Origin of the sequence: Pseudomonas sp. St386, from assembly GCF_018325865.1 — a bacterium.
Lineage (GTDB): Bacteria > Pseudomonadota > Gammaproteobacteria > Pseudomonadales > Pseudomonadaceae > Aquipseudomonas > Aquipseudomonas brassicacearum.
The window spans coordinates 3,929,423-3,945,129 of the sequence record NZ_AP021900.1 but is presented as its reverse complement, the minus strand read 5'-3'; the positions used below and the strand labels follow the sequence as shown (position 1 = coordinate 3,945,129).

General features: G+C 62.2%; 17 protein-coding genes. 5 read left to right on the top strand and 12 right to left on the bottom strand.

All coding sequences use genetic code 11. The annotated features are described in order from the left end of the window. Positions 1-73 precede the first annotated feature (73 nt). The gene (locus KI235_RS17285) at positions 74-508 is read right to left on the bottom strand and encodes a nuclear transport factor 2 family protein (RefSeq protein ID WP_003202535.1); all 435 of its coding nucleotides are present in this window, start codon (positions 506-508) and stop codon (positions 74-76) included. Positions 509-728: 220 nt separating this feature from the next. Here KI235_RS17285 and KI235_RS17280 point away from each other — a divergent pair, with 220 nt between their 5' ends. Continuing rightward, positions 729-1,631, top strand: a complete 903-nt coding sequence (locus tag KI235_RS17280) for an ADP-ribosylglycohydrolase family protein (protein WP_212795187.1) — start codon at positions 729-731, stop codon at positions 1,629-1,631. A 640-nt stretch (positions 1,632-2,271) separates the two neighbouring features. Further along, complete coding sequence (locus tag KI235_RS17275) at positions 2,272-2,634, top strand: DUF6124 family protein (protein ID WP_003202533.1); 363 nt, start codon at positions 2,272-2,274, stop codon at positions 2,632-2,634. A 119-nt stretch (positions 2,635-2,753) separates the two neighbouring features. On the opposite strand, the gene KI235_RS17270 is transcribed toward KI235_RS17275, so the two are convergent. Beyond that, positions 2,754-3,650: a LysR substrate-binding domain-containing protein gene (locus KI235_RS17270; RefSeq protein ID WP_003202532.1), complete on the bottom strand. Its 897-nt coding sequence runs from the start codon at positions 3,648-3,650 to the stop codon at positions 2,754-2,756. 107 nt (positions 3,651-3,757) lie between these two features. Between KI235_RS17270 and KI235_RS17265 the strand changes: the two genes are divergently transcribed. The 3 genes from KI235_RS17265 (at position 3,758) to KI235_RS17255 (ending at position 7,932) form a co-directional block, all read left to right on the top strand. Next, positions 3,758-5,155, top strand: a complete 1,398-nt coding sequence (locus KI235_RS17265) for an MFS transporter (protein WP_003202531.1) — start codon at positions 3,758-3,760, stop codon at positions 5,153-5,155. Continuing rightward, positions 5,152-6,426: a glucarate dehydratase family protein gene (locus KI235_RS17260; protein WP_003202529.1), complete on the top strand. Its 1,275-nt coding sequence runs from the start codon at positions 5,152-5,154 to the stop codon at positions 6,424-6,426. Before KI235_RS17265 ends, KI235_RS17260 begins: the two co-directional genes overlap by 4 nt. Before the next feature lie 321 nt (positions 6,427-6,747). Further along, positions 6,748-7,932 (top strand): porin, encoded by a 1,185-nt coding sequence (locus KI235_RS17255; RefSeq protein WP_003202526.1) that lies wholly within the window; start codon positions 6,748-6,750, stop codon positions 7,930-7,932. A gap of 160 nt (positions 7,933-8,092) precedes the next feature. Here the strand turns inward: KI235_RS17255 and KI235_RS17250 are convergent, their stop codons facing one another. The 10 genes from KI235_RS17250 to KI235_RS17205 all read right to left on the bottom strand — a co-directional run bounded on the left by KI235_RS17250 (position 8,093) and on the right by KI235_RS17205 (position 15,705). After that, positions 8,093-9,589, bottom strand: a complete 1,497-nt coding sequence (locus tag KI235_RS17250) for a cytochrome D1 domain-containing protein (protein ID WP_013693514.1) — start codon at positions 9,587-9,589, stop codon at positions 8,093-8,095. Continuing rightward, a complete protein-coding gene (cobA, locus tag KI235_RS17245) occupies positions 9,586-10,428 on the bottom strand; it encodes a uroporphyrinogen-III C-methyltransferase (protein ID WP_003202521.1) in 843 nt (280 codons plus the stop codon). Before cobA ends, KI235_RS17250 begins: the two co-directional genes overlap by 4 nt. A gap of 40 nt (positions 10,429-10,468) precedes the next feature. Beyond that, the gene (gene nirJ / locus KI235_RS17240) at positions 10,469-11,647 is read right to left on the bottom strand and encodes a heme d1 biosynthesis radical SAM protein NirJ (protein ID WP_060613917.1); all 1,179 of its coding nucleotides are present in this window, start codon (positions 11,645-11,647) and stop codon (positions 10,469-10,471) included. A gap of 114 nt (positions 11,648-11,761) precedes the next feature. Continuing rightward, positions 11,762-12,331 carry an Lrp/AsnC family transcriptional regulator gene (locus KI235_RS17235; RefSeq protein ID WP_003202518.1) on the bottom strand — a complete coding sequence of 190 codons (570 nt, stop codon included), beginning with the start codon at positions 12,329-12,331 and terminating at the stop codon, positions 11,762-11,764. Continuing rightward, a complete protein-coding gene (locus KI235_RS17230; RefSeq protein WP_003202515.1) occupies positions 12,306-12,749 on the bottom strand; it encodes an AsnC family transcriptional regulator in 444 nt (147 codons plus the stop codon). The genes KI235_RS17235 and KI235_RS17230 overlap by 26 nt, the downstream gene beginning before the upstream one ends. After that, positions 12,742-13,254, bottom strand: coding sequence for an Lrp/AsnC family transcriptional regulator (locus tag KI235_RS17225; protein ID WP_149632403.1), 513 nt, complete (start codon positions 13,252-13,254; stop codon positions 12,742-12,744). Before KI235_RS17225 ends, KI235_RS17230 begins: the two co-directional genes overlap by 8 nt. Further along, complete coding sequence (locus KI235_RS17220) at positions 13,251-13,709, bottom strand: Lrp/AsnC family transcriptional regulator (protein ID WP_003202511.1); 459 nt, start codon at positions 13,707-13,709, stop codon at positions 13,251-13,253. The genes KI235_RS17225 and KI235_RS17220 overlap by 4 nt, the downstream gene beginning before the upstream one ends. Positions 13,710-13,711: 2 nt before the next feature. Then, positions 13,712-14,890: a cytochrome D1 domain-containing protein gene (locus tag KI235_RS17215; protein ID WP_212795186.1), complete on the bottom strand. Its 1,179-nt coding sequence runs from the start codon at positions 14,888-14,890 to the stop codon at positions 13,712-13,714. After that, on the bottom strand, positions 14,887-15,216 hold the full coding sequence (locus KI235_RS17210; protein WP_003202506.1) for a cytochrome c: 330 nt from the start codon (positions 15,214-15,216) through the stop codon (positions 14,887-14,889). Before KI235_RS17210 ends, KI235_RS17215 begins: the two co-directional genes overlap by 4 nt. Positions 15,217-15,396: 180 nt before the next feature. Further along, positions 15,397-15,705 carry a c-type cytochrome gene (locus KI235_RS17205; RefSeq protein ID WP_003182369.1) on the bottom strand — a complete coding sequence of 103 codons (309 nt, stop codon included), beginning with the start codon at positions 15,703-15,705 and terminating at the stop codon, positions 15,397-15,399. Positions 15,706-15,707: the final 2 nt, after the last annotated feature.

Genomic DNA, 15,707 nt, shown 5'->3' with positions numbered 1-15,707 from the left:
CACGGGATGCATTCCCACGCAGAGCGTGGGAACGATCAAAAACAGATATCTCGTGGACCCGGTCAACCCGCTATCAGAACCGAAACGCCTGACGACCGATCAGCAGCCACTTGCCATTCTTCTGCTTCTGCCAGATCTGGAAGTTCTCGATTTCCGTTGGCACAACCTCAGTGCCCTTGAGCGCCTGGGCCGAGAAGTGGTTGCGCACCAGGGCCACATCACCGGACAAGGTGATTTTCTGGTTCTGCATTTCCAGGGTCTTGAACGCACTCTTGCCCGTTTCAATGTCGGCGATGAAGGCTTTCTTGTCCTGGATGTTGCCGCTGGAGTGGCCGTAGGTCAGGTTTTCGGCAGCCAGTGCCTGGAGTTGTGGGATGTCTTTGTGCAGCATGGCTTGGGTCAGGTGGTCGACGGCCTGGGCCACTTCCTGCTCGGCCGATGAAGTGGCTGCCGCTGCGTAGCCGCTGAACAGGCACAAGAAGCTGATGACCAATGTGGCTTTTTTCATGGGGATTTCCTTATTTTTGTAGGTATCGGAAGCGCGAGCGATTATTGGCTCGTCGGTCATCGTACAACTTGTTTTGAGATGGGGGAACAGCTGAGCGAGTGTGCGTTGCGTTTTCGATAAAAAAGATTGCGATCAGGTTCCTTGGGCATGCTCAGCCGTTATCATCTCGCTGGTTGTACGCCGCTCCTGCGCGGACGAACTCGCAACAGAAGGAATCAGGATGTCCTCGACACTTTCAGACCACTATCGCGGATGCTTACTGGGCTTGGCATGTGGTGACGCCGTTGGCACTACTGTTGAATTCCAGCCACGCAATACCTTTACCCCTGTGACCGACATGGTCGGTGGCGGCCCCTTCAGTCTCAAGCCTGGCCAATGGACCGATGACACATCGATGGCTTTGTGTCTGGCTGAGAGCCTGTTGCAAAAGCGTGGTTTTGATGCGGCTGATCAAATGGGCCGATACCTCAATTGGTGGCATTGGGGTTATCTGAGTTCCACTGGTGATTGCTTTGACATTGGTATGACCGTTCGCGGTGCACTGGAACGCTATCAGTCCCATGGCGACCCATTCGCGGGGGATACCGCTGCTGATACGGCTGGCAATGGCTCGCTTATGCGACTGGCACCGGTCGTGCTGTTCTTTTATCCGGATCGCGAACGCATCCGCGATTTTGCGGCTCTGAGTTCACGCACAACCCATGGGGCAACAGAGGCGGTGGAGTGTTGCCAGGTGTTGGCCGATGTCATTGCCAACGCATTGACCGGTGCTTCAAAGGCGGATGTGTTGCGTGTGGCGTCCGAGCAACTGACCGAGGCCAAAGTGATAGCGCTCGCCCAAGGGGCCTATCAGGGAAAAGGTCGTAGTGATGTGTCAGGCACTGGTTATTCGGTGGCTTCCTTGGAAGCAGCGCTGTGGTGCTTTCATCAGACGGACAGTTTCACCGATGCGGTGCTGGCCGCGACGAACCTGGGCGACGATGCTGACACCACCGCTGCCATTGTCGGTCAGGTGGCGGGGGCATTTTATGGCGTGCAGGCTATTCCCTCCGATTGGTTGCAGAAATTGTGGATGCGACAGGAGATTGAAGCCATGGCGGATGCGCTTCACTTGCAGGTCTGAGCCGCTTTTCAAGTAGTGATTTACCGTTCACCACTACCCTGTGAGTTCAATCGGTCTATGAGGAACCGCAGGAAAATATCGGGCAAGGTGCCATTTGATAACGCAACAAGTTGTAGCCGGTCAACTGTAGGAAAATCCCCCAAAGCATCCGCCAACGTATTATCTACGGCATGACCTCGTTTAATATCGATGAGGCCAAAGCGTCCCGTAATGCACTGTATTTACACCAATACAGCCCCAAGAAATAACGAAGAAAAATCGCCCCTTTTAATTGCCATAAACATATCCAGCTCGACACGTTTAAATACATTCCACATTACGCTCTAAAGGCTACGAGACCTTGCGTCCTTACTTACGCATGCGTCAGAATCCGCCGGCTTGTGCGCTTTGCCCCGGGCCTCTATCGTTTACCTGCCACTGCCCATCGGTGGTCGGGTTTAGTCGCCCATCAGGTTTGGTAAGGTGCTTGAGCACCGTTCAGTCAGGTTATTTATATTCCTGCACTAAATGGTGGTTGTGCGCAGGGCGCCCTCGGGCGCGCCGGGTTTTACCAATTCCTACCGGTCGACTAACCTGCGTACAGCCGCCACCCTTCTTTTAGTCGAGAACGGTTGCAGCTCCAATGTAGGAATTGTCACTTATGTTCAAAGTAACTCCCAACCCCCCGGATATCGACTCGGTACTCTACGGCGACTCTCTCGACCCTGAAAAGTTGAAAGAGGCGGCAGACCGCGCGCTCAAGCACTACCTGAACCCCGGGGCAACGAAAACGCAGATACAGCCCCGCAAGCCCAGCACGATCTTCACCATCGACGCAGCGGTGGATGACGAGACGTTGCTCGTTGAGGCGTGCGAATCCTTGGCATCCGCCAGCGTGATGGTCAGCGACCTCACCGATTTGACGGACGGCCCAAGACGCCAAACGATGCTGGTGCTGCAACGGGTCATCATGTTGGGTGAGCTAGCGGTCAATCGAGTACTGGATAACCACAAGCCTGGGTAGTTGCCAGGCAGTGTTGTGGGGGGCGCCGCAAGCGCCCTCACAACCTAAGTCCGCGAAGCTCGGTGGAACGTTGGGTTCCGTCAGGCACTGCCAACCGCATGGGCCTTGTTGCTCCGCCTTCACAAGCCTTCCCGAACCGCCCCCCGAATCCCTTCCAGCAACATGGTGAACGCGGGGTTGTCGTTATCCTCGCGCCACACCAGGTGCAATTCGCTTTGCACCCCTTCGCCCAGGTCGATCTCGCGAAACACCACCTGCTTGAACACCACGCTGCTGGCGCAACGCGGCACCAGTGCCAGGCCCATGCCGGCGTTGACCAGCGCCAGGATCGTCAGCGACGACCCCAGCCATTGTACGAATTGCGGCGCGACCCGGGCCGAGCGCAGCATGCCGGTGAGCAGTTCGTTGAAGGGCGGGTAGGCGGCGTGGGAGTACATGAGGAACGGTTGGGCGTCCAGATCCTGGACGCTCACGGTCTCGGCGCTGGCCAGCGGATGCCCGGCAGGCACCGCCAGCACGAAGGGTTCGCGCACCAGGCATTCGGTGGCATAGCCGGTCTCCAGCAGTGGCGAGCGGACGATGCCCAGGTCGATGCGCCGGGCGCGCAGGGCTTCGTGCTGCTGGTAGGTGTTCATCTCTGCCAGGACGATTTTGACCTGGGGCTGTTTCAGCCGGGCCTCGGCAATCACCTTGGGCAGAAACTCGTATACCGCGCTGCCGACGAAGCTGATGGTCACCGAACCGATGTCGCCCTGGGCATAGCGCCGGGCAGCGATGGCAGCTTGTTGGGCCTGTTCCAGCAGGTTCTGCGCTTCGATGAAAAACGCCCGGCCGGCGGCCGTGAGCGCCACGCTGCGGGTGCTGCGGGTGAACAGCTCGACGCCCAGGTGGTGCTCCAGCAATTGGATCTGCCGGCTCAGCGGTGGCTGGGTCATGTTCAGGCGTTCGGCGGCGCGACGGAAGTTGAGTTCGGTCGCCACGGTGGTGAAGCAGCGTAGCTGGGCCAATTCAAACATTGATTCAATCCAGGTATCAATCAAGTGCCAAGTTAGATTAGACGGGAACAATTCGCTGCGTCCATCATCGTCCCGTTCCCCACAAAAATAATGATCGGGAGGCACCCTTGAATAACGTAACGGACTCCACCCATGACAGCACCCTGGCGCTCGCGGCGGCCAAGGTCAAACGTCATGTCCTGCCGCTGGTGGTGGTGATGTTCATCGTCAACTACATCGACCGGGTCAACATCGGCTTCGTGCGCAGTCACCTGGAAACCGACCTGGGCATTGGCGCCGCAGCCTACGGGCTCGGTGCCGGGCTGTTCTTCGTCGGCTACGCGCTGTTTGAAGTGCCGTCCAACATGCTGTTGCAACGCTACGGCGCGCGGGCCTGGCTGACACGCATCATGTTCACCTGGGGCGCGGCGGCGATGGCCATGGCCTTTGTGCGCGGCGAGACCAGTTTCTATGTGCTGCGCTTCATCCTCGGCGCGGCGGAGGCGGGGTTCTTTCCCGGCATCATCTACTACTTCACCCAATGGCTGCCCGCCAACGAGCGCGGCAAGGCGATGGCGATCTTCCTCAGCGGCTCGGCCATCGCCTCGGTGATTTCCGGCCCGGTGTCCGGCGCCTTGTTGAATGTCAGCGGGATGGGCCTGCATGGCTGGCAGTGGATGTTCCTGATCGAAGGTTTCGCCTCCATCGTGCTGTGCGGGTTTGTCTGGTTCTGGCTGCAGTCGCACCCGAGCCAGGCAAAATGGCTGAGCGCTGGAGAGAAAACCGTATTGATCGCGGCCATCGCCGAAGAGCAACGGGCCCGGGAAGCGGCCCAGGTGGTCAAGCCGTCGATGTTCAAATTGTTGGCCGACCGGCAGATCGCGCTGTTCTGTTTCATCTACTTTTCCATCGCCCTGACCATCTACGGTGCCACGTTCTGGCTACCGAGCATGATCAAGAAAATGGGCAACCTGGGGGATTTCCAGGTTGGTTTGCTCAACTCCATTCCATGGATCATTTCCATCATCGCGATGTACGGCTTTGCTGCCCTGGCCGGCAAATGGAAATTCCAACAGGCCTGGGTCGCGGTGACGCTGGTGGTCGCCGCGTTCGGCATGTTCATGTCCACCACCGGCGGGCCGATCTTTGCCTTCGTGGCGATCTGTTTTGCGGCGATCGGTTTCAAGGCGGCGTCGGCGTTGTTCTGGCCGATTCCCCAGGGCTACCTGGATGCGCGCATCGCGGCGGCGGTGATCGCCTTGATCAACTCCATCGGTAACCTCGGCGGCTTTGTCGCGCCGACGGCCTTCGGTTTCCTGGAGCAGACCACCGGTTCCATCGAGGGCGGCCTGTATGGGTTGGCCGCCACTTCGCTGGTCGCCGCCGTGGTGATCTTTTTCGCCCGCACCGCACCGAAGCGCGATACCCCGAACTCACTGTCCGGCCGGCCTGAAACCGTTGTCGAAGCCGATCAGTCGCAACCCCCTCAAGCTTTGAAACCTGGCCCATCGGGAGCCGCTGTATGAAGATCAAACGCGTCACCGTCACACCCATCGCTTTTCGCGATCCACCTTTGCTCAACGCCAGCGGCATCCATGAGCCGTTCGCGTTACGCTCGATCATCGAGATCGAGAGCGACAACGGTTACATCGGCCTCGGGGAGAGTTACGGCGATGCCCCGGCCCTGGCGATCCAGCAGCAGTTGCAAAGCCAGTTGATCGGCCTGGATCCGTTCAACCTCAACCAGTTGCGGGCCATCGTCCAGGCGACCGTCGCCGCGCAGAAACCGGCCAGCATCGCCGGTGCCGAACTGGCGCCGGGTTCCCACGCGAGCAAGGCGGTGAGCAATGCCTATTCGGCGTTCGAAGTGGCTTGCCTGGATTTGCAGGCCCATTACCTGAACGTGCCGCTGGTGGACCTGCTGGGCGGCGCGATTCGCGACGAGATTCCGTTCAGCGCCTACCTGTTTTTCAAGTACGCCGAGCACATCGACTCGCCGTACCCACCCGACAGTTGGGGCGAGGCGCTCAACGAAGAGCAGATCGTCGCCCAGGCTCGGCGGATGATCCAGGACTATGGCTTCAAGAGCATCAAGCTCAAGGCCGGCGCCCTCGATCCGGAGCATGAAGTCGCCTGCATCAAGGCGCTGAAACGCGCGTTTCCCGGCTACCCGTTGCGCATCGATCCCAATGGCAACTGGTCCCTGGAAACCTCGATTCGCATGGCCGAGCTGCTGGGGGATGACCTGCAGTATTACGAAGACCCGACGCCGGGGCTTGAGGGCATGGCCGAGCTGCACAAACGCACGGGGCTGCCGCTGGCGACCAATATGGTGGTCACCGATTTCGATGAGTTTCGCCGCAGCGTGGCGCAGGACAGCGTGCAGATCGTGTTGGCCGACCACCATTATTGGGGCGGCCTGCGCGACACCCAGGCCTTGGCGAAAATGTGCAGCACCTTCGGCCTGGGTGTGTCGATGCATTCGAACTCGCACCTGGGCATCAGCCTCATGGCCATGGCCCACGTGGCGGCCGCGGTGCCGAACCTGGACTACGCCTGTGACACCCATTACCCGTGGCAGGAGCCGGATGAAGAAGTGATCAAGGGCGGCAAGCTGCCGATTGTCGACGGCTGCGTGAAGATCACCCGCGCGCCGGGCCTGGGATTGGAACTGGATCGGGATCAACTGGGCAAGCTGCATGAGCAGTTCCTCAGTTGCGGCATCCGCCAGCGCGACGATGTGCGGCAGATGCAGCGTTACCGGCCGGACTGGAAGACCGTCAAGCCGCGGTTCTGAGGAGACAGCGAGGGGCCTGCTGCGCAGGCCAGCGGGAGCAAGGCCAGCGGGAGCAAGGCCTGTGGGAGTAAGGCCTGTGGGAGCAAGGTCTGTGGTAGGCCTTGCTCCCACAGACCTACCACAGACTGCATTCCATAGGCCGCCCTGCGGCCCACACCCAAAGTACCGCCCCCCGTCGCAATAGCCGTCTTACACCCAAACTGCCGCGCCGGGCCGGCGCTGCCAAAGCATCCGCCAATTGCCTCCAAGGCAGCGTATGACGCGCCCGGGCGCCTTTCGATAATCGCCTCCGACATCCCGTCCCCTGTTGCGGAGCGCGCCATGCACAACAATAAAAATACCCGCCAACGTTTTTTGCCTGCGGTCATCGTAGGTGTTTCGAGCCTGGGCCTGATGCCTTGGGCCAACGCCGAAATCATGCTGTACGACAAGGACCAGACCACCTTTTCCACCGACGGCTACATCAACGCCTTTTACGTCAACAGCGACGTGGACCGCGCCGGTGAGCAGTACGACCGTCGGCAGGCACGGGTCAAGATGGGTTTCTTGCCCAACTACCTGGGCTTCAACATGGGCAAGCAGGTCGATGACCTCAAGCTCGGTGCCCGGGCCTCGTTCTGGGTGACCATCAACGACAGTGAAACCAACGGCACCGACACCGCCATCGACGTGCGCCAGTTCTACGGTACCGTGGCCAACCCGGAGTGGGGCGAAGTGCTGATCGGCAAGGACTTCGGCCTGTTTGCCCGCTCCAACATCCTGCTGGACGAGTTGCTCGCCGGTTACGGCCAGGTCAGTGACAGCCTGGGCTTGGTGGACGGCGGTGGCGTCTCGTTCGGCAACATCGGCAGCGGTTATCCGTACCCGTTCCCGACCTCACAGATCACCTACCGCACGCCGGTGATGGAGGGCTTGCGCGTGGCGGTGGGGATCATGGACCCGGTGGATACCAACGACAACAGCGCCACGGGCAAGGCCTATCAGGAAAACCCGCGCACCGAGAGCGAGATCACCTATCAGTTCGACCTGGGCGGGGCGAAGATCTACAGCTGGCTCAACGGCAGCTACCAGACCTCGGACAACACCGACTCCACTGTCGAATCGGTCACCTCCAAAGGCCTGGGGTACGGTGTGCAGGCGAAGATGGGCGGGTTGTCGCTGACCGGCTCGGGGTTCCAGGCCAAGGGCATCAACCCGTTCTTCACCAACAACGCCGGTGAAGCCACCCTGCGCAATGTCGACAGCAAGGGCTACCTGTTACAGGGCTCCTACAAGCTGGGCAAGAACCGCCTGGCGTTGTCCTATGGCAAGACCGATGACGACGGCAACGGCGTGGTGGGCAGTGGCGCCGATTACGAAACCCGTGGCATCGCGCTGTTCCACGACATCAACGACAACCTCAAGCTCGTGGCCGAGTACAACCAGTTCGAAATCAACGGCCACGACACCAGCGCCCAGAACGAAGACACCGACACCTTTGCGGTGGGGGCGGTACTCACCTGGTAAGAGTTGGATCCTTTGGGTCCGACGCCGTCTGTGGGAGCAAGGCTTGCCCGCGATAGCCGCGCCGCGGTCGAACAGCAGAACCGCGTTATCGTTCATCGCGGGCAAGCCTTGCTCCCACAGGCCTTTGATATTGGGGGCTGCGCATCAGCCCCCTTTTTTTTCAGTGTGACGTCCCCTCGGCGAACTCGATCTTGTTGCCGACGTTGTACTTGCCCGAAGGCTTGTTCATGGGCAGGCGCTTGATTTCCTTGAGGGTGTTGCTGTCGTAGACGATCAGCGCGCCATCGGTATCCCAGATACTCAGCAGCAGGTAGCGGCCGTCGCGAGTGAACTCGACGTGGGCGGCGGTTTTGCCGGGCATGGGTCGCAGGGTGTGGGCGATTTCCAGGGTCTGTTTGTCGATCAGGTGGATGGCATCGTTGTCCGGGCCGAAGAACACATCGGTCCAGGCGTAGCGAGAGTTGACGTGGCTGCGCAGGAAGAAACCCGGCCCGAGCGTGGGGATCTGCTTGATGACTTTCCAGGTGTCGAAGTCGATCACCGAAATCAGCCCCTTGCTGATGTTGGGCGTGGCGAACACCCAGTGCCCATCGCGCTTCCAATAGGTCCCCGAGCCCAGGTGCGGCATGCCAGGCAGCGCGATGTCGGTGACGATCCGCCCCGTGTCGAGGTCGATCACCTGGCCGCCCTGGGCCTTGCGCGAGGTGGCGAGCAACTGCCGGTAATCGGGCGAGAAGGAAAAATCATCGAGGTAATCCTCGGCCTCGATCCGCCTGGGCACAAAGTCCGGGCTCGGGCCGGTGGACAGTTCCCAGACCTCTTTCACATCTTTCAAGGCGACGATGAAGCTGTTGCGCGGCGGCGCGGTATAGACCGCACTGACCCGCGACGCCTGGCCGTCCAGCCCCACCGTTGCAATGGTCTTGACCAGTGACAGGTCGCGGGCATCCAGCACCACCAGGTTGCCGGGCAGGGTGTTGCCCACCAGCACCCAGCGCCCATCCTTGCTCACCGCCAGGTTGCGGGTATTGAGCCCGGCCCGCACCTCGGCGATGAGCGTGAGGTTGTGCAGGTCATACAGGCTGATCCAGCCGTCCCGGGAGGCGAAATAGACGAAGCGTCCGTCCGGCGAAAACTTCGGTCCGCCATGCACCGCGAAATGTGAGGCGAAGCGCGCCAGGACCTCAAAGCGATCGCCGTCGACGATATCGACGTGATGATCGCCAGCCTCCACCACCACGAACAGGTTCAGCGGGTCGGCGCTGTGCTGGGGTTTATCGGGCAGGCTGGCGACATCCGCCAGCAGGCGATGGCTGCGGCGAGTGTCGTCCTCGCTCCAGGTCGGTTCGACCGCGGGTGGGCGCTGGAGATAGTGGGTCAAGCCATCGATCTGCGCAGGCTCCAGCACCGCACCGAACGCCGCCATCTGGCTGGCCGGGCGGCCATTTTCGATCACCTGGCGGATTTCGTCGGGCTTGATCCGACTCAGGCTCTGGGGCAACAGCGCCGGCCCCGCACCACCGATGCGGTTCACCCCGTGGCATTGCTGGCAGTGTTGCTGGTAGTTCTGTTCGGCCAACGCCAGGTCCGGTTCAGATGCCGGGGCGCCGTGGACGGCACCGATCCACAGCAATGGGGCAAGCCAGCCGATTCTCATGAGGCCACCCTCGCGATATTTGGCTGGAGCGGTAGGGCCGGGTGCAGGCGGGCCGGATGCTCCAATACCTGATGGGCAAACAAGCCAACCACCTTGCCGATCACCGTCAAGGTCGGCAGGCCTTCGGCGCATGCCAGCGCCATCTCCGGCAATTGCTGGAGGGTGCCGCGCAGGACCTGCTGGTCGGGGCGCGTGCCGTTGCTGATCAGCGCCGCGGGCGTATCAGCCGCCAGGCCCGCCGCTATCAGTTGTGCGGCGATGGTGCCGAGGTTCGACAGGCCCATGTAGAACACCAGGGTCTGGCTGTCATCCGCCAGGCTTTGCCAGGGCAGATTCAAGTCGCCTTCGCGTTGCAAATGACCGGTGATGAAGCGACAGGAATTGACCAGGTCGCGATGGGTCAGGGGAATGCCGGCATAGGTGCTGCAACCGGCCGCGGCGGTGATGCCTGGCACGACTTGGCAATCGATACCGCGGGCCAGCAGATACTCCAGCTCCTCGGCGCCACGACCGAAGATGAACGGATCACCGCCCTTGAGTCGCACCACCCGTTGTCCCTGGTCGGCCAGGTCGGCCAGCAGTTCGTTGATCTGTGGCTGGGGCAGGCTGTGGCAACCGGCGGCCTTGCCGACGTAGTGCCGGGCGCAGGTCAGCGGGATCAGGCTGAGCAATTGCGGGCTGATCAAGCGGTCGTAGACCACCGCGTCGGCCTGCATCAACAGGCTCCAGGCGCGCAATGTCAGCAGGCCCGGGTCACCGGGGCCGGCGCCGACCAGGGCGACTTCACCCGATCTGAAGGGCGATTGCAGGGCAGCGGGCAAAACGATGGAGGCAGGCATGGGACTTCCTTGGTTCGGTATCAGGTTCGCCGTCGGTTGATCAGGCGCAGGGCATCGCAACGCTGGGGATCGCGTGCAAGCCGATTTCTTCGTCGCTGAGGTGGCAGCCAGGGTCCTGGCCCCACAGGTCGCCGTCGGCCCAGGCCCGGGTACGGGTATTGCCGTTGCAGATCGCCAGCCAGCGGCATTGCCCGCAGCGACCGCCCACGGCCCGGGGGTGTTCGCGCAGTTCCAGCAGCAGGGCATCGGGGCGATCGACCCAGAGTGTCTTGAATGGCGTCTGGCGGACATTGCCCACCGAGTGCTGCCACCAGTACGTATCGGGGTGAACCTCGCCGGTATTGTCGATGTTGGCGATGCCGCTACCCGACGCGTTGCCGCCCCAGGCCCGCAGCATCTGCTCCAGTGCGGCGTAGTGTTGGGGCAGGCGCCGGGCGACCCATTGCAGCAGCAGGATCGCGTCGGCGTCGTTGTTGCCGCTGACGAAGTCACTGTCGCGGCCCTGTTCGATGTCGCGCCAGGCCCGCTCGAAGATCAGGGTCATGGCCTCGCGGCTCATCTGCTGATGGGCATCGAGCTTGCGACTGCGCTTGCCCCGGCCGCTGTAGTTGAGGTGCGACAGGTAGAATTTCTGTACGTCGTACTCATTCATCAAGTCCAGCAAGCGTGGCAACTGGGCATGGTTCTGCTGGGTGAGGGTGGTGCGCAATCCGACCCGGATGCCTTGTTCGCGGCAGAGCCGGATGGCCGCCATGGAGCTGGCGAAACTGCCCTTGAGCTGGCGGAATTCATCGTGGGTCGCTTCCAGGCCATCTATGCTGATGCCCACGTAATCGAAGTTTGCCGCCGCAATCTGTTCGATATTGGAAGCGTCGATCAGCGTGCCGTTGGTGGACAAGGCGAGGAAAAAACCTTTGTCGCGGGCATAGGCGCTGAGTTGGAACAGGTCCTCGCGCAACAGCGGTTCGCCGCCGGACAGGATCAACACGCGCACGCCGGCATCGTGCAGGTCGTCGATGACCTGAAGCGCCGCCGGAGTGTCCAGTTCATCGCGAAACACGCTGTCGGCCGACGTTGCATAGCAGTGCTTGCAGGTCAGGTTGCAGCGCCTGAGCAGGTTCCAGATCACCACCGGCGGGCGGCTGCTGCCCGGTGGCGCGACACGTGGGGCGGGGCAATGCCCGGCCAGGGCTCGCAGGTAATGGCTGATCCTCAACATAAGGCGCTCCTTCGATTTCGATCGATGTCCGAGTTCAGCGCGGCTTATTCCCGCTTTGTGGGAGCAAGCCTTGGTGGGAGCAAGGCTTGCCCGCGATGAAGCCGATGCGGTCCTTCATAAAACCGACGCATCTGTTTCGCGAGCAAGCTTTGCTCCCACAGGCGAAAGGCGCAGGCCGGTTTTTTTCAGGATGCGGCTGCTCACCAGCATGTCGTCGGCGGCGCAGGCGTCCCCCAGCAGGTAGCGCAAGTGTTCGCGGTAGCTGTCGATTTCTTCGCGGCTGCGGCCATGGACCATGGCGAACAGGTTGTAGCGCCAGCCGGGCTGGCGCGGGCGCCGGTAGCAGTGGCTGACGAAGGGCTGCGCCCCCAGCAGGGCGCCGAGACGCGAGATGTCGGCATCGGCCACGTCCCAGACCGTCATGCCGTTGTGGCGATAGCCCAGGCGATAGTGATTGGGCACGGCGGCAATGCGGCGGATCGCGCCTTCGGCCTGCAGGCGCTTGAGCAGGTCGAGGGTGGATTCCACGCTCAGTTCCAGTTGCTCGGCCAGCCAGGCCCAGGGGTCTTCAAGCAAGGGCAGGCCAGCCTGGGTCAGTTCCACCAGGCGCAGGGCCAAGGGCGTTTCATCCAGCCGTGGCGGCGCTTGCCACAAAGACTCAGACGGGGAAATACAGGCCGACATGGTAGGTCTCCTCTTTGGGCAGGTTCAGCGGCACCAGGCCGGTCAGGTGTTCGATGCGCAGCAGGGTGTCGTCGATCGCCTGTTCGCTGGGGCAGGCGAGCACGAACCACATGTTCCAGGTGTGCTCGCGGCGGTAGTTGTGGGCGACCTCGGGCATCTCCGCGAGGAGCTCGGCGATGGCCTCGAAGCGCGGCTCGGGCACCGCCAGCGCCGCCAGGGTGAACGCACCGCCCAGGCGATCGATGTCGAACATCGGGCCGAAGCGGGTGAGTACACCGTCGTTGAGCAGCTCATGCAGGCGGTCGAGCAATTCGCTACTGCTGCTGTCCAGCTCCTGGGCCAGGGCCTGCCAAGGGTGGCGCACCAGCGGCAGGCCCAGTTGCAGGCGATTGATCAGGCGGCGGTCCAGGTCATCCATCGATACGGGCTCCGGCCGGGGCGGTGAAACGTCCGCCGCATTGCTTGAACAGGTGCGTGCTGAACAGCAACTGGTGGGGCAGGTCGTCCAGCAGATGTTCTTCAAGCAGCGCCTGGACATGGGCCTCGACACGGTCACGCTGGCGACCGTGGATCATGCAGAACAGGTTGTATTGCCACTGGGGCAGGCGCCTGGGGCGTTGGTAGCAAAGGCTGATGCCCGGGGTTTGCCCGAGGCGACGGCCGACTTCATCGACCAAGGCGTCCGGCACGTCCAGCACCAGCATGGCGTTGGCGGCAAACCCCAAGGCGCGATGGTTGACGACCAGGCCGACACGGCGGAACAGCCCCTGTTCATGCCAATGCTGCACCTGCTCGAGCACCTGTTGCTCGCTGGCCTCGATCTGCTCGGCCAGGGCCTGGAAGGGACGCGATGTCAGGGGCAGGCCGGTTTCCAGCAAACGGCGCAGTGCCAGTGACTGTTGTTCGCTCAGGGCGTTTTTCATGGGGTGGCCTCCAGGGCAAAGCCCAGGTCGATGCGGTAGGCGGTCAGCATGGGCAGGTCCAGTGGCGTGAGACCGGTGTCGTTCTCCAGTTCCTGGAGGATGTTTTCCAGGTGGGCGCGGTTGGGGCCGGTCAGCACGAACCAGAGGTTGTAGCGATGTTCGCGGGCATAGTTGTGATTGACTTCCGGGTATTGGCTGACGCGTGCGGCCACTTGGTGCAAGCGCTCTTCGGGCACTGCCAGGGCGGCCAGGGTGCTGGCCCCGGCTCGGGTGTGTTCGAACACCGGGCCGACCCGCGACAAGGTCCCGGCCACTTGCAGGTGTTGCAGGCAGTCGATGACCTGGGCTTCGCTGCAGCCCAAGGTCTCGGCCATGGCCCGATAGGGCTCGGCGCACAACGGCAGGCCATGCTGGAATTGATCGATCAGGCGCCGGGCCAGTGAGCTGGAAGTCATGGTCAGTACCCCGGCTTGTGCGCGCGACTGCTGAAGAAAATGCCGCTCGGGCTCAGGGCCGGCAGGCTGTTCAGGCGTTCGAGGCGATAAGGATCCCAGACCTGCACCTGACCACCATCCCGGGCGGACAGCCACAGTTGGTCACCTCGCGCGGTGAACTCCATGTGCAGCACCGCAGGGCCTGGCCGCAGGTCGGCGACGATGGCGTGGGTCTGGGTGTCGATGACCTGGACGCGGTCGTTGTCCGGGTAGGCGAAGTTGACCCACAACTGCCGGCCGTCCGGTCGCGCCGTGACGAACACCGGTTGGCCGGCCACGGCAATGGCGTCGGTCTGTTGCCAATCCTGGGCGTTCATCACCAACACCTGGTGATGCCCGACGGCAGGCACGAAGGCTTGCTGGTCGGCCAGGGCCCAGCCTTCCAGATGCGGCATCTTGTACACCGGGAGCCGCTCCTGGCCGCGGCCGTAATGCCCCAGTACCCGTTTCACCCCGCGCTCCGGGTGCCAGAGATCGAGTTGGGCCATGCCGTCTTCACCGAACAGCCCGGCCATGTAATAACGCCCGTCCGGGGTGATCAGGGCATCGTAGGGTTGCTGGCCGATGGCGGTGAAACGCTCGATGCGCGGGGTGAGGCCGAGGCTGAAGTCGGCGGTCCAGATCTCGCCAGTGTCGAACAGGCTGAACACGAAGCGTTGCCCTGGCGCGTCCACCAAGCCGACCACCCGTGAGCGCTTTTGGCCACCGGGCAACGGCGTGGCGGGGATGTCGGCGACCTGTTCCAGGGTCTGGGCATCGAATACCTTGACGCCGCCAGGCTCGTAGTTGGAGACGGCGATCAGCTTGCCGTCCTGGCTGATTGCACCGCCGATGCTGTTGCCGCCCTGGATGATGCGCTGCTCGATGCGCGCGGTCAGCAGGTCGACTTTGCTCAGGCCACCATCGCGACCGAACACGTAGGCGTAGCGCTGGTCGCGGGAGAACACCACCGAGGCGTGGGACAAGTCGCCCAGGCCTTCGACGCGGCCCAGGGCGGTGCGGGTGTCGCTTTCAATGATTTGCAGGCTGCCGGTGGCGCGCTCTACCACCACGCCCAAATCGCCGGTGCCGCGCAACGGTGTCTGGGCGCAACCGCAGAGCAGCAGGGCGATGGCGGTGGAGGAGAGCAATGAACGGATCATGAGGCGGGTTTTCCTTGAAGGAGCCGGTCCACCAGCCAGCGAATGTCGTCGGGCGCAAGCAACGGTGCCCAACCGGGCATGGCGCTGCCGGGCCGTCCGAGGGTGACGGTGGCGATGAGGCTGTCGCGGGATTTTCCGGCCAGGGCTTCGTGGGTCAGGGGTGGGCCGAGGCCGCCGGTCATGTACAGGCCGTGGCAGGCGCCACAATCCTGGTCCAGCAGGTGTTGCAGTTGGGCCTGGCGCTGGCTGTCGGGAGCGGCCAGCGCGCAGGAGGAGAAAACAAAGAGGAGGGTGGTTATCAAGGTTGCAGAGCTGTGTCGTTCCATGACGTCCTCCTGATCAAGAAATAAAGTTGGGCGTGGCTCCTGTGGTGAGGGGATTTATGTGGGAGCAAAGCTTGCTCGCGAAACAGCCGCCTTGATCTCTGAAAGACTGCATCGCCCCCATCGCGGGCAAGCCTTGCTCCCACATAAATCCCCTCGCCACAGGGATGTGCTCCTTGAGCGTTATTTAAGGGTCAAGACCCACGCAGCCAGGATCTTGGCTTCTTCTTCCGTCACGGGGTTGGCCGGCATCGGCATCGGTCCCCAGTTGCCTTGCGTACCTTCCTTGATGTGCTTGGCGAGCAGGTCTTGCGCTCCAGGGACGCTGGCGTTTTTCGCCGCGACGTCCTTGAGTGCCGGGCCAACCACCTTGGTGTCGATGGAGTGGCAGGCCGCGCAGGGCTTGCTCTTGAACAGCGTCGGGCCGTCTTGGGCCAACGCCGGCAGGCTGTAGGCGGCAGTCAAGGCCAAGGCAATCAGAATAGGCTTCATGG